Raw genomic sequence first — 12,411 nt, 5'->3', positions numbered from 1 at the left:
GACGATGGCGATCAGGACCGCCTCCGACCGCGAAGATACCCCCGAAGAAGCGCACGAGATCAACGTCACGCCCTTCATCGATGTGATGCTGGTGCTGCTGATCATCTTCATGGTGGCCGCACCGCTGGCCACCGTGTCGGTGCCCGTGCAGCTGCCGGCCAGCAGTGCCGGTGCCACGCCGCCGGAACAGGCGCCGGTGTATGTGACCGTGCAGGCCGACCTGTCGCTGCGCGTCGGCGAGCAGGCGGTGGCGCGCGACGGGCTGGCCGCTGCATTGCAGGCGGCGACCCACGGCGATACCGCGCAGCGCATCTTCCTGCGTGCCGATACCCACGTGCCCTACGGCGAACTGATGGCAACGCTGGATGCGCTGCGTGCGGCGGGCTACCTGAAGGTGGCGCTGGTTGGCCTGGAGCAGGGCGCACGATGAGTGGACTGCGGCGCTGGGCGACCAGCCTGGCGATCGTGCTGTTGGTGCACGCGCTGCTGATCGGCGCAGCCTGCTGGTGGGTGGCCCGCGCACCGGTGCAGGCGGCAACAGCACCACCCGCGGCGCTGATGCTGGAGCTGGCACCGATGGCACAGGCACCGCCGGTGCCGCCGCGCGAGGTCGCGACTGGGCCGCTGCAGCAGCAACAGCAGCGGCAGGCGCCGACGCCAGCCGTGCGTGAGCAACCGAAGGCACCGGTGCAGCCGCAGGGCGAGCTGCCTCCGCCAGAAGCGCCGGAACCAACGCCCTCGCCGGACAGCGCCGATGCCAATGTCGCGCAGACCAGCGCACCGCCGCAGGTGGCCGCCGACGCGGCCGCGCGCTACACCGCACCGCAGACCACGGCGGGTGAGCGCAGTCGTGCCGAAGCGACCTGGGAAGGACGCCTGCTCGGGCACCTGCAGAAGCACCGGCGCTATCCACGCCAGGCCGAGCGGCTGCGCCAGCAGGGCGTGGTCTACGTGCGCTTTGCCGTGGCCCGCGATGGCGCGGTCTCGGGGGTGAAGCTGGGCCGCAGCAGTGGCTTCGCGCTGCTCGACCAGGAGACGCTGGACACCGTGCAGCGGGCCAGCCCGGTCCCGTCGCCGCCGGCCGAGGTGGCCGGCGACCCGGTGGAAGTGATGGTGCCGGTGTCGTTCTTCCTGCGCGGGCGGTGACCGCCATCAGGGTCGGATCCCTTTCCGCAGGAAAGGGCTCTGACCCCAACCGGAATTCACGGCAGCGCACAGGCGCTATGCTCGTGAACGACCGTCAATGGACGCGCGGAGGTTGACATGACGACATGGACGTTAAGGGTGCTGGCCTGGTGCAGCGTGTTCCTGGCTGCATGCGTGGCCGTGCTTTCGCTGGCACCGTTCACGCCAGCGATCATCCTGGCCTTGCCCTTGCTGGTGTTCGCCGCCTTCTGCATCTGGCGTGGCACGTGGCTGCCCGGCGTACTCTGCGCGTGGCTGACCTCGCTCGCCTTCATCGGCAGCCCGCTGAGCCTCTTCGATGGCTGGGACCGGCCGATCTATGCCTGCTGGATGATCGTCCTGGTGCTGCTTGTCATCCGGTGGATGAGGCGGGCGCGGCCGTAGAGTCGAGCAAGCTCGACTCTACGGGTTTGCGCATGGCGTGGATCTACAACAGCGGCACCAGCAGCAGCGCCACGATGTTGATGATCTTGATCAGCGGATTGATTGCCGGGCCGGCGGTGTCCTTGTACGGGTCACCGACGGTATCGCCGGTCACCGCGGCCTTGTGCGCTTCGCTGCCCTTGCCGCCGAAGTGGCCATCCTCGATGTACTTCTTGGCGTTGTCCCAGGCGCCGCCACCGGTGGTCATCGAGATGGCCACGAACAGGCCGGTCACGATCGTGCCGATCAGCAGACCGCCGAGTGCGCGCGGCCCCAGCAGCAGGCCGACCACCACCGGCACGGCGACCGGCAGCAGCGACGGCACGATCATTTCGCGGATCGCCGAGCGGGTCAGCATGTCTACCGCCTTGTCGTACTGCGGCTTGCCGGTGCCCTGCATGATGCCGGGGATCTCGCGGAACTGGCGCCGCACCTCTTCCACCACTGCACCCGCCGCGCGGCCGACCGCTTCCATCGCCATCGCACCGAACAGGTAGGGGATCAGGCCGCCGATCAGCAGGCCGATGATCACCGTGTGGTCGCTGAGGTCGAAGCGGAACTCCTGGCCGGGATTGGCCGCCTGCAGGTTGTGGGTGTAATCGGCGAACAGCACCAGTGCGGCCAGCGCCGCTGAGCCGATCGCATAGCCCTTGGTCACTGCCTTGGTGGTGTTGCCCACCGCATCCAGTGGATCGGTGATGTCGCGGATCTCCGAGGGCAGCTCGGCCATTTCGGCGATGCCACCGGCGTTGTCGGTGATCGGTCCATAGGCATCAAGGGCAACGATCATTCCCGCCATCGACAGCATCGCGGTGGCGGCGATGGCGATGCCGTACAGGCCGGCCAGCGCGAACGCACCCCAGATCGCCGCACACACGGCCACCACCGGCAGCGCGGTCGACTTCATCGAAATGCCGAGGCCGGCGATGATGTTGGTGCCGTGGCCGGTGGTCGATGCCTGCGCCACGTGCTGCACCGGCTTGTACTGGGTGCCGGTGTAGTACTCGGTGATCCACACGATCAGCCCGGTCAGGACCAGGCCGATCAACGCGCAGCCATACAGCGCCATCGGTCCATGCACGTTGTCGGACATCAGCCCGGTGGTGATCGGATAGAAGGCGATGGCGGCCAGCACGCCTGAGACGATCACGCCCTTGTACAGCGCGCCCATGATCGAGCCGCCCGGCTTCACCTTGACGAACAGTGCGCCGATGATCGAGGCGATGATCGATACGCCGCCCAGCACCAGCGGATACAGCACCGCATTGGCGCCTGCCTCGGCCAGCATCAGGCTGCCCAGCAGCATGGTGGCGATCACGGTCACCGCGTAGGTCTCGAACAGGTCGGCGGCCATGCCGGCGCAGTCGCCGACGTTGTCACCGACGTTGTCGGCGATCACCGCCGGATTGCGCGGGTCGTCCTCGGGAATGCCGGCTTCGACCTTGCCGACCAGATCGGCGCCGACGTCGGCGCCCTTGGTGAAGATGCCGCCGCCCAGGCGCGCGAAGATCGAGATCAGCGAGGAGCCGAAGGCCAGGCCGACCAGCGCGTGCAGCGCCTGTTCCATCGGCAGGCCCATGCGCAGCAGCAGCGCGTAGTAGCCGGCCACGCCCAGCAGGCCCAGCCCGACCACCAGCATGCCGGTGATGGCGCCGCCGCGGAAGGCGACGTCCATCGCCGCGCTGATGCCGTGGCGCGCCGCCTCTGCGGTGCGCACGTTGGCGCGTACTGAAACGTTCATGCCGATGTAGCCGGCGGCGCCGGACAGCACCGCGCCGACCGCGAAACCAATCGCGGTGTACCAGCTGAGGAAGATGCCGACCAGCACGAACAGCACCACGCCGGCGATGCCGATGGTCAGGTACTGGCGGTTGAGGTAGGCACGCGCACCTTCCTGGATCGCGGTGGCGATCGCGATCATGCGCTCATTGCCGGTGGGTTGGCGCAGGATCCAGCGCGCCGAGACGATTCCGAACAGGATCGCGAGAATGGCGCAGCCCAGCGCCAGTGACAGCCCGTGACGTTCCAGCATTAGACCCCTCCGCAGAATGGATGTAGGCATCCAGTGGCGATGAACGGCACCACGAGGGGGACGACGGGCTGCAGCCTGGAACCAACCCGTACCGACCTTGGTGGTCGTCCGACGTATGGCGGTGTTCAGCATTCCCTGGTGCCCGCAGTATGCGTGCACCTGCGCCCGGATGGTAGCGCCGGGCCGTGCCCGGCGAGCGCAGTGGCTGCTCGATGGATGCGCCTTTGCACCCCGTTAAGCCAGTCTCTGCAAGCCTGCGCGGAGTCCTGAAGGAGATCCTCCATGCGCCTGTCCCTGTTGATGCTCGCCGCCCTGGTCCCGGCCGTGCCGGCACTCGCCGCGGAAACCCCGGAGTTGCAGCGTGCCGTGGGCGCACCCCAGGCGGTGGGCGCGGTGCATACGCTGCGTCAGATCCCCGAGGCCTGCGCGCGCCTGGAAGGTGCGTTCACTGGCGATGCCGCCGCGCCGTACCGCTTCTCCGCCGTGCGTACCAGCGAGCAGTGCCAGCCACGCGCGCGCTTCGTCGATTACACCAAGGCCCAGCCGAGTGCCGACAAGGGCTGGAAGCTCAACGATGTGATCCGCGTGCCCAACGCCGCGTGCCCGGCGCAGCAGGCGGTGGTGCGGGTGTGGCGCCTGCCGTCGAGCAACAAGGTCGAGCTGGATGGGCAGGGCCAGTCGCGCATCTACCTGGAGGAGGCGAAGAAGCAGGCGGCGGCCGGCCAGATTCCGCAGGTGACGATGTTCGCCGCGCAGCTGCAGATGGAAGGCAAGGCCTGCAATTGAGGCCGTCCAGCAGCGCGCATCCACGCATGGCGTGGATCTACTGACGTGCCCGGCGCTGCGCATCCACGCATGGCGTGGATCTACTTCGCTGCGCATCGGTAGTGCCGGGCCATGCCCGGCGGGCAACCTGGTAGTGCCGGCCGCTGGCCGGCAACCCTGTAACCATCACTCCGCCAGCATGGCCCCGCGCGCTACCAGCAGCTCGCGCAATGCCCTGCGGTGGCAGTGCGCTTCATCCTCGCAGTAGCACCCCACGCTGATGTCGCTGAGCTGCGACATCGCAGCCAGAAGGTCCAGCGCGTGGGCGGCATCGGGCGCCTTCATCTCGGCCTTGTAGTGGCGGAAGAAAGCAGTCCAGTCGGCGGCGGTCTTCGCTTCATGCGCCCGCTTCACCAGCTCCGCGCTCGGTGACAGGGTCGGAAACCAGACGTCGTACCAGTCCTGTCGGGCGAACTCGCTGCGTGGCACGCCGCGCGGCGGGCGCCTGACGGTGCCGATACGCAGTCCCTCGCCGGGTTGGCGCGGCGTACCCAGTCGAACAACACGCAGTGCCATGATGATCTCCAGGCCGGGCATCCATCATCCTGCGATGCACGTGCGCCAAGCGTGAACCGCTGCGGGAATGAAAAGGCCCGGGCGCCTGCGCACCCGGGCCTTCGCTCAAGCCGGCAGCGGTCAGTTGCCGCGGCAGTCCTTCAGCCACAGCACGCGGCCGATCTGGTCGTAATTGTCGACCACGCCGGTCAGCGTGACTTTCTCGCGCGGGCGCAGGGCCAGCGCATACGCGGCCTGGTTGGCTGCGAACGAGCAGGAAATGGCCACGCGCTCGAAGTCGATGCTGCCATCGCTGGGCAGGTCGAAGCTGGTGTTGTAGGTGCCGCCACTGCGCAGCACGGTGGTGATGCGACCGGTGATGGCGTAGGTCTTGCCCTTGTAGCGTGGCTCGATCGCGGCCGGGTTGTCCTTGTTCTGGTTGCGCAGCTGGAAGCCGAAACGGTCGGCGGCAATGGTCACCACCGACGCCTGCGGAGTGGCCTTGGCCGCCTGTTCGCCAGCCTTGCCCGGCTTGATCTGGTTGAGCAGCTTGCACATTTCTTCGCGCACGCCGTCGGCGGGGGCGATGGCGCCCTTGTTGACCTTCACCACCATGCCGACGGTGCCCTGGCCGCCTTCGGAGGTGGCGCTGATGATCATCGGAATCGGCTTGTGGGCCATGGATTCCGGCTCTTCGATCAGCATCGAGCCGCCTTCCACGTCCTCGCTGAGGACGTCCATGTTGGCGTTCTTGGCGATCACCCGCATCTGGCCGATGGCACTGGCCACGGTCAGGTCCGGATGGGTGACCGATGAAGTGAAGGTCGTGCCGACGAAGGGATTGCCCTTCTTCTGGAAGTTGCTTTCGCAGGTCGCAGCGAAGGCCGGCGTGGCAGCACCGCACAGCAGCGCGGCGATCAGGATCGGGTGCTTCATGGTTACAGTCCTTGTGGAATGGCAGCACAGGCCCTGGCCTTGCAGGCCGGGCGGCGTCGAATCTGGCTTGCGGCGGCCCCTTTGCCCCGGGCCGGAGCCCGATTGTGGGGTGCATCGGCGGTCGCCGCAATGCGCCCCGTGCTCCGCACAGGGCGCAGGTGCACCTCAGCCTTCGAAGGCCGGCAGCTTCTGCTTCACCGCCACGTTCTTCAGGGTGACGTACTTCGGCAGGCCATCGGCGCCATAGGGAAGCGGTGCCTCGCCCTTGATCAGCGGCGACAGGTAGGCGCGTGCCTTGGCGGTGATGCCGAAGCCATCGCGGCGGATGAAGCCGGCCGGCATTTTCTTCTCGTGGTTGGCGATCTTCGACAGCGGCGCCGCTTCGATCTTCCAGCGATAGGGCGCATCGCTGCTGCGCACGATCACCGGCATCACGCCGTTCTGGCCCTTCAACGCCAGCTGCACGGCGGCCTTGCCGACTGCCTGCGCCTGCTCCCAGTCGGTCTTGCTGGCCAGGTGGCGGGCCGAGCGCTGCAGGTAGTCGGGCAGGGCCCAATGCACCTTCAGGCCCAGCTGGTCCTTGACCCGTGCGGCCAGGTGGGCAGCCACGCCGCCCAGCTGCGAGTGACCGAAGGAGTCCTTGCCGCCGCCAGCATCGGCGACGAAGCGGCCATCGGCGGTGGCGATGCCTTCCGACGCCACCACCACGCAGTAGCCGACCCGCTCGACCACGGCCTTCACCTTGGTCAGGAACGCGGCCTCGTCGTAGGCGCGCTCGGGCAGCAGGATGATGTGCGGCGCTTCGTCATCACCGTTGCCAGCCAGGCCGGCGGCCGCGGCCAACCAGCCGGCGTGGCGGCCCATCGCTTCGTAGATGAACACGCGGGTGGAGGTCTCGGCCATCGCCGCGACGTCCAGCGCCGCTTCGCGCACCGAGACGGCGGTGTACTTGGCCGCCGAGCCGAAGCCGGGGCAGGTGTCGGTCACCGCCAGATCGTTGTCGATGGTCTTGGGCACGCCGATGCAGGTCAGGTCGTAGCCGGAGGCCTTGGCCAGCTGCGAGACCTTCAGCGCGGTATCGGCCGAGTCGTTGCCACCGTTGTAGAGGAACCAGCGCACGTCATGTGCGCGCAGCACCTCCAGCAGGCGGTCGTAGCGGGCGCGGTCGGCGTCCAGCGATTTCAGCTTGACCCGGCACGAGCCGAAGGCGCCGCCCGGGGTATGGGCGAGGGCGCGGATCGCGGCAGCGCTCTCCTTGCTGGTGTCGATCAGCTCCTCGCGCAGGGCGCCGAGGATGCCGTTGCGGGCGGCCAGGACCTTGATGCCCTTGGCCCGGGCCTGCTCGATCACCGCTGCCGCCGTGGCATTGATGACGGCGGTGACACCGCCGGACTGGGCATAAAGGAGAGTACCGTTGCGCATGCTTCTACCTGCTCGGGGGAGGGGACATTGCAGGGACATTACCCGGATGCGGTAAAGTGGCGCTATTGCGGTGCAGCGATACCGGACCGTCCGGGACGCGAACCTTCTTTGTTTTCAACACGTTGGAGTCAGGTCAATGCGATTGGTTCTGTTGGGACCGCCCGGTTCGGGCAAGGGGACACAGGCGACGCGCCTGAAGGAAAAGCTGGGGATCGCCCACATTTCGACCGGTGACATGCTGCGCGCGGAAATCGCCGCCGGCACGGAGCTGGGCAAGCAGGCCAAGACGGTGATGGATGCCGGCAACCTGGTGTCGGACGACATCCTGCTGGGCATGCTGGAGTCGCGCCTGACCCAGGCCGATGTCGCCAAGGGCTTCATCCTCGATGGCTACCCGCGCAATGTGGCCCAGGCCAATGCGATGGACGGCCTGCTGGCCAAGATCGGCCAGCCGCTGGACGCCGTGGTGCAGCTGGATGTGGCCACCGAGCTGCTGGTCGATCGCATCGCCGGTCGTGCCAAGGAGCAGGGCCGCGCCGATGACAATCCGGAAGCGGTGCGCCAGCGCCTGCAGGTTTACAACGACCAGACCGCCCCGGTGGTCGACTTCTACGCCGGCCGTGGCACCCTGGCCCGCGTCGATGGCGTCGGCGAGCTGGACGAGATCGAAGCCCGCATCCTGGCAGCGATCAAGGCCTGATCCGGCAGGGCCGGCATGCGTCCGGCCCTTCGGGCATAAAAAAACACAGGCCTGGTCCGCGAGGATCAGGCCTGTGTCGTTTGATAGGCGCCAGCGAAGGGCTTGCTCAGGGCCCCGCAGCATGAGCTCCCTTGGGGATGGCCTCTTGGGGAGTAGGACCGGTTCGGGTACTGCGGCTGGCAGTTCGAATTGTGTCCGGGTTCACAGAACATCGCTATCGGGAATTCCCTGACAGCTGATTGGAGTTTTCTCACATCCTGTGTAGGACTTGTCTTACCCGGAAGCGGACATTGGCCCTATACAGCCGTCATCGGTCACAATCCTCGGTCATGAGCAGCGTACATATCCTTGCAATCGCCGGCACCTTCATGGGCGGCGTGGCCGCCCTGGCGCGGGAACTGGGCCATGCGGTCAGTGGCAGCGACCAGGCCATCTACCCGCCGATGTCGACCCAGCTCGAGCAGCTGGGCATCACCCTGGACCAGGGTTACCGCGCCGACAGTGTGCCGGCCGGCACCGACGAGGTGGTGATCGGCAACGCGCTGTCGCGCGGCAATGCCGCGGTGGAGGCCGTGCTCGACGCTGGCCAGCGCTACATCTCCGGTGCGCAGTGGCTGTCCGAGCAGGTGCTGCCGGGGCGCGACACGCTGGCCGTGGCCGGTACCCACGGCAAGACCACCACCACCACCATCCTCACCTGGCTGCTGGAAAGCGCCGGGCGCTCGCCGGGCTTCCTGATCGGCGGCGTCGCCGAGGATTTCGGCGTCTCCGCACGCCTGGGCCAGGGCCGCGAGTTCGTGGTCGAAGCCGATGAGTACGACACTGCCTTCTTCGACAAGCGCAGCAAGTTCGTGCACTACCGGCCGCTGGTGGCCATCCTCAACAATCTCGAATACGACCACGCCGACATCTTCCCGGACGTGGCGGCGATCCAGCGGCAGTTCCATCACCTGGTGCGGACGGTGCCGGCGCGTGGCCGCCTGATCGTCAACGGCGAGGATCAGCATCTGGCCGAAGTGCTGGCGATGGGCTGCTGGACCCCGGTCGAGCGTTTCGGATTCGATCCATCGCTGGAGTGGCATGCCGAGCTGCTGGCTGCCGATGGCAGTGCGTTCCGCGTGCACCATCGTGGGCAGGCGCTGGGCGACGTGCAGTGGTCGCTGCTGGGACGCCACAACGTGCTCAACGGATTGGCGGCGCTGGCCGCTGCGCATGCCGTGGGCGTGGCGCCGGCCGAGGTGATCCCGGCGCTGGCGCGTTTCCGCAGCGTCAAGCGCCGCATGGAAGTGATCGGCAGCCATGACGGCATCACCGTCTACGACGATTTCGCCCACCACCCGACCGCAATCGCCAGCACGCTGGAAGGCCTGCGTGCAAAGGTGGGCGATGCGCGCATCGTGGTCGCGATGGAGCCCCGCAGCAACTCGATGCGGCTGGGTGCACATGCGCAGGCGCTGGCACCGTCGCTGGCGTTGGCCGATGAAGTCGTGTTCCTGCATCGCCCGGAACTGGCCTGGGATGCCGCTGCGGTGATCGCCGCGGTGCGCGGTGAGGCGCACGCAGTGCCGGACACCGACGCATTGCTGGCGCAGCTGCAGTCCAGCGTGCGCAGCGGCGACCACGTGGTGTTCATGTCCAACGGTGGCTTCGACGGCGCGCCGCGCCGCTTCCTCGCCGCCCTGCAGTCCCGATGATCAGCGACGGTTCGCTGCCGCTGTTCCCGCTGCACACCACGCTGGTACCGGGTGCGGCGGTGGGCCTGCGCGTGTTCGAGCGGCGCTATCTGGACCTGGTCCGCGACAGCGGCCGTAGTGGTGAGGGCTTTGGTGTCTGCCTGATCCTCGATGGCCAGGAAGTGGGGCCACCGGCGACGCCGGCCGCCTATGGCGTGCAGGTACGCATCGAAGACTTCGATGTCGGTGCCGATGGCGTGCTGCAGCTGCGCCTGCGTGGCACCCGCCGCTTCCATGTCGAGCGTACCCGTGTGCGCGACAACGGGTTGCTGGTCGCCGACGTGCGCTGGTGTGATGAAGACCCCGACGACGAACTGCGACCGCAGCACGCGCTGCTGGCCACGGTGCTGGGGCACATCATCGAACAGGCCGGCGAGGCCTATGCGCCGTCCAACCCGGCGTTGCTGGACCAGGCCAGCTGGGTCGGCTGGCGGCTGGCCGAACTGCTGCCGCTGAGCGAGCAGCAGCGCCTGCAGCTGTTGCAGATGGACGACCCGCACCAGCGCCTGCAGCAGTTGCTGGGCTGGATGCCGTAACCGGTCAACGCCAACCAAGGTTGGCGACTACCAGAGCGCGGCGGAACCGGTAGATGCCAACCTTGGTTGGCAGCCTTTCCCCGAAGCGCCAACCCAGGTTGGCATCCACCAAGGCGCGGCACCCTCAGGGCGTGGTGGTCTTCAGCCGCAGCACCGGCAATCCGGTTTCGCTGTGCACATCCTCGCGCTGCGGCAGGTCCTGCACGGCTTCCTTCACCGCGTTCAGTGCCGGGTCGACGCCACGCAGCGGGTGCCACATGCCGATCCATTCGAAATGGCGCTCGTAGCGCAGGGTCTGCGCGCTGCCCAGCCATAGCGGCGTGTTGCCCGGTTGCAGCTGGGTCGGCGCCGGCCACAGACGCAGCACATAGCGCTCATCCGGCTTCGCACCCTGGCGCACCATCAGCAGCGCCTCCACGCGCGTTTCCAGCGTGGCCGGCAGCACCGGCAGTTCGTCGGCACCGGTGTTCTTGTCCAGCATCAGCAGCGCCTCCTGCCAGCCGGCCTGTTCCTGCCGCTTCCAGCCGCGTGCTTCCAGCTGCGCCTGCAGCGGCGCCAGCGGGCCCGCCACCTGCACGTCCAGCGGCCAGCGCTGGTCATCATCGAACTCGTTGCGGCGCGCGGGCAGCTTCGCCCAGTCGTGCTGCCACCAGGCCTGCGTGTCCATTGCCTGCGGGGCCGGCAGGGTCGGCTCGAAGCGTTCCAGCTTCACCGGAATGTGGCGCGGTGCGTACCACATCGCGGCGACGGCGAAGACGCCATAGAACAGCCATGCCACCGGCTTCACCCAGAACGAGCGGTTGAAGCGGCGGCGGTAGGCGATGCCCAGCACCAGCAGCCAGAACGTGCCGAACAGCATGCCGCCGATCACATCGCTCAGCCAATGCGCGCCCAGATACAGCCGCGAGAAGCCGATCAGGCTGACCACGATGCCCGACACCAGATAGGGCCAGACGCGGGTGCGGCCGGGCATCTCACGCGCGATCAGCACTGCGAAGAAGCCGAAGGTGATGGTGGCCATGGTCACCGACACCGACGGGAAGCCGAAGCCGCTGCTGGCGTCGATCGGTCGCACCACATCAACGGTGGCACCGAGCAGCATGGTCAATGCCAGGCCGAAGGCGAGGGCGGCGAGCCAGTGCGCGGCCGCCATCCAGCGCCGGCGCCAGATCAGGTAGCCCATCGCCGCCGCGGTGGCCGGCAGCAGTACCTGCCAGGCGCCCAGCGACGCCAGCGCGGCCATCGGGTAGTCGGCCAGCGGATTGCGCAGCGCCAGCATGGCCTGGTGCACCAGCAGGTCGATCGCCAGCGGTTCACCGTGCGCGACCACCACGGTCAGCAGTGCGAACCAGCCCCAGCCCAGCACCAGCAGCATCAATGCCAGCATCGCCAGCGGCACCGACTCGCGGCGCTTCGGGTCCAGCACACCGACGGTATAGCGGCCCAGTGTCGGGTGGCGGTTGGACCAGTCCAGCAGGCGCGCCAGCCAGTTGTCCATGCGCGCGGCCGACCAGCGATAGCCGTACAGCACGATGGCCCAGACCAGGCCGAGGATCACCGCCAGCAGGCCGACCACCACCACCAGCCGCCCGGCCACCGCCGCCACCGCGTCGTAGGCCTCGCCAAGCACCCAGCCCGGTGCCAGGAACAGCACCGCCCACGAAATGCTGGCGATACCACTGGCCTGCATGTAGCGGCTGGCGGGCATCTTCATCATGCCGGCGATGGCCGGCACGAACGGGCGGATGGCGCCCACGTAGCGTGCGATCAGGATGCTCTTGAAGGCATTGCGGCGGAACAGGTTCTCGCCGCGGTCGAGCAGCTGCGGGTAACGGCTGAACGGCCACACGCCACGCAGGCGGTCGCCCCAGCGGCGGCCGATCCAGTAACTGATGCCATCACCGGCGAACGCACCCAGCGCCGCCGCCGCCACCGCGTACGGCCCGGAGATCTGGCCCAGGCCGATGAACACGCCCACCGCGAACAGCAGCGGCAGGGCCGGCACGATGGCACCGAGAATGATCACCGCATCGCAGAAGGCGATGAGGAAGATAACGGCACCCGCCAGCACGGGGTGAGCGGCAATCCACGCAAGCGTGGCGTCGATCCATGAAGAGTCCATTG

12 protein-coding genes are annotated in these 12,411 nt (G+C 67.8%); 7 read left to right on the top strand and 5 right to left on the bottom strand.

The genetic code is table 11. The features are described from left to right. Nucleotides 1-4 precede the first annotated feature (4 nt). The 3 genes from exbD to EGM71_RS16910 all read left to right on the top strand — a co-directional run bounded on the left by exbD (nucleotide 5) and on the right by EGM71_RS16910 (nucleotide 1,569). Nucleotides 5-430: a TonB system transport protein ExbD gene (exbD, locus tag EGM71_RS16920; protein WP_188485848.1), complete on the top strand. Its 426-nt coding sequence runs from the start codon at nucleotides 5-7 to the stop codon at nucleotides 428-430. Next, nucleotides 427-1,146: an energy transducer TonB gene (locus EGM71_RS16915; protein ID WP_188485845.1), complete on the top strand. Its 720-nt coding sequence runs from the start codon at nucleotides 427-429 to the stop codon at nucleotides 1,144-1,146. The genes exbD and EGM71_RS16915 overlap by 4 nt, the downstream gene beginning before the upstream one ends. A 117-nt stretch (nucleotides 1,147-1,263) precedes the next feature. After that, complete coding sequence (locus EGM71_RS16910) at nucleotides 1,264-1,569, top strand: hypothetical protein (RefSeq protein WP_188485843.1); 306 nt, start codon at nucleotides 1,264-1,266, stop codon at nucleotides 1,567-1,569. 43 nt (nucleotides 1,570-1,612) lie between these two features. Here EGM71_RS16910 and EGM71_RS16905 read toward each other — a convergent pair whose 3' ends face one another. Then, nucleotides 1,613-3,640 carry a sodium-translocating pyrophosphatase gene (locus EGM71_RS16905; RefSeq protein ID WP_188485841.1) on the bottom strand — a complete coding sequence of 676 codons (2,028 nt, stop codon included), beginning with the start codon at nucleotides 3,638-3,640 and terminating at the stop codon, nucleotides 1,613-1,615. 282 nt (nucleotides 3,641-3,922) lie between these two features. Between EGM71_RS16905 and EGM71_RS16900 the strand changes: the two genes are divergently transcribed. Next, nucleotides 3,923-4,426: a hypothetical protein gene (locus EGM71_RS16900; RefSeq protein WP_188485840.1), complete on the top strand. Its 504-nt coding sequence runs from the start codon at nucleotides 3,923-3,925 to the stop codon at nucleotides 4,424-4,426. A gap of 165 nt (nucleotides 4,427-4,591) precedes the next feature. On the opposite strand, the gene EGM71_RS16895 is transcribed toward EGM71_RS16900, so the two are convergent. From EGM71_RS16895 to EGM71_RS16885, 3 genes are all read right to left on the bottom strand, one after another. Further along, nucleotides 4,592-4,981 (bottom strand): DUF488 domain-containing protein, encoded by a 390-nt coding sequence (locus EGM71_RS16895; RefSeq protein WP_188485838.1) that lies wholly within the window; start codon nucleotides 4,979-4,981, stop codon nucleotides 4,592-4,594. Nucleotides 4,982-5,101: 120 nt separating this feature from the next. Beyond that, on the bottom strand, nucleotides 5,102-5,896 hold the full coding sequence (locus tag EGM71_RS16890) for a hypothetical protein (RefSeq protein ID WP_049446584.1): 795 nt from the start codon (nucleotides 5,894-5,896) through the stop codon (nucleotides 5,102-5,104). Between the two features lie 165 nt (nucleotides 5,897-6,061). Then, nucleotides 6,062-7,318: a 6-phosphofructokinase gene (locus tag EGM71_RS16885; protein WP_188485836.1), complete on the bottom strand. Its 1,257-nt coding sequence runs from the start codon at nucleotides 7,316-7,318 to the stop codon at nucleotides 6,062-6,064. A 136-nt stretch (nucleotides 7,319-7,454) separates the two neighbouring features. Between EGM71_RS16885 and EGM71_RS16880 the strand changes: the two genes are divergently transcribed. The 3 genes from EGM71_RS16880 (at nucleotide 7,455) to EGM71_RS16870 (ending at nucleotide 10,287) form a co-directional block, all read left to right on the top strand. Next, nucleotides 7,455-8,018, top strand: a complete 564-nt coding sequence (locus EGM71_RS16880; protein WP_014038375.1) for an adenylate kinase — start codon at nucleotides 7,455-7,457, stop codon at nucleotides 8,016-8,018. Between the two features lie 329 nt (nucleotides 8,019-8,347). After that, a complete protein-coding gene (gene mpl / locus EGM71_RS16875; protein ID WP_188485834.1) occupies nucleotides 8,348-9,712 on the top strand; it encodes a UDP-N-acetylmuramate:L-alanyl-gamma-D-glutamyl-meso-diaminopimelate ligase in 1,365 nt (454 codons plus the stop codon). Then, nucleotides 9,709-10,287, top strand: a complete 579-nt coding sequence (locus EGM71_RS16870; RefSeq protein WP_188485832.1) for an LON peptidase substrate-binding domain-containing protein — start codon at nucleotides 9,709-9,711, stop codon at nucleotides 10,285-10,287. The genes mpl and EGM71_RS16870 overlap by 4 nt, the downstream gene beginning before the upstream one ends. Before the next feature lie 124 nt (nucleotides 10,288-10,411). Here the strand turns inward: EGM71_RS16870 and EGM71_RS16865 are convergent, their stop codons facing one another. After that, complete coding sequence (locus tag EGM71_RS16865) at nucleotides 10,412-12,409, bottom strand: bifunctional DedA family/phosphatase PAP2 family protein (protein ID WP_188485830.1); 1,998 nt, start codon at nucleotides 12,407-12,409, stop codon at nucleotides 10,412-10,414. Nucleotides 12,410-12,411: the final 2 nt, after the last annotated feature.

It is taken from the genome of Stenotrophomonas maltophilia (assembly GCF_006970445.1).
GTDB classification, from domain to species: domain Bacteria; phylum Pseudomonadota; class Gammaproteobacteria; order Xanthomonadales; family Xanthomonadaceae; genus Stenotrophomonas; species Stenotrophomonas maltophilia_AU.
Note: the sequence above shows the minus strand (reverse complement) of the source record. Positions and strands in the feature narration are given on the sequence as shown.

Coding starts and splice junctions, on each gene's coding strand:
- EGM71_RS16870 (WP_188485832.1), top strand. CDS start 9,709: ATGATCAGCGACGGTTCGCTGCCGCTGTTCCCGCTGCACACCACGCTG.
- exbD (WP_188485848.1), top strand. CDS start 5: ATGGCGATCAGGACCGCCTCCGACCGCGAAGATACCCCCGAAGAAGCG.
- EGM71_RS16895 (WP_188485838.1), bottom strand. CDS start 4,981: ATGGCACTGCGTGTTGTTCGACTGGGTACGCCGCGCCAACCCGGCGAG.
- EGM71_RS16865 (WP_188485830.1), bottom strand. CDS start 12,409: ATGGACTCTTCATGGATCGACGCCACGCTTGCGTGGATTGCCGCTCAC.
- EGM71_RS16900 (WP_188485840.1), top strand. CDS start 3,923: ATGCGCCTGTCCCTGTTGATGCTCGCCGCCCTGGTCCCGGCCGTGCCG.
- EGM71_RS16880 (WP_014038375.1), top strand. CDS start 7,455: ATGCGATTGGTTCTGTTGGGACCGCCCGGTTCGGGCAAGGGGACACAG.
- EGM71_RS16890 (WP_049446584.1), bottom strand. CDS start 5,896: ATGAAGCACCCGATCCTGATCGCCGCGCTGCTGTGCGGTGCTGCCACG.
- mpl (WP_188485834.1), top strand. CDS start 8,348: ATGAGCAGCGTACATATCCTTGCAATCGCCGGCACCTTCATGGGCGGC.
- EGM71_RS16905 (WP_188485841.1), bottom strand. CDS start 3,640: ATGCTGGAACGTCACGGGCTGTCACTGGCGCTGGGCTGCGCCATTCTC.
- EGM71_RS16915 (WP_188485845.1), top strand. CDS start 427: ATGAGTGGACTGCGGCGCTGGGCGACCAGCCTGGCGATCGTGCTGTTG.
- EGM71_RS16885 (WP_188485836.1), bottom strand. CDS start 7,318: ATGCGCAACGGTACTCTCCTTTATGCCCAGTCCGGCGGTGTCACCGCC.
- EGM71_RS16910 (WP_188485843.1), top strand. CDS start 1,264: ATGACGACATGGACGTTAAGGGTGCTGGCCTGGTGCAGCGTGTTCCTG.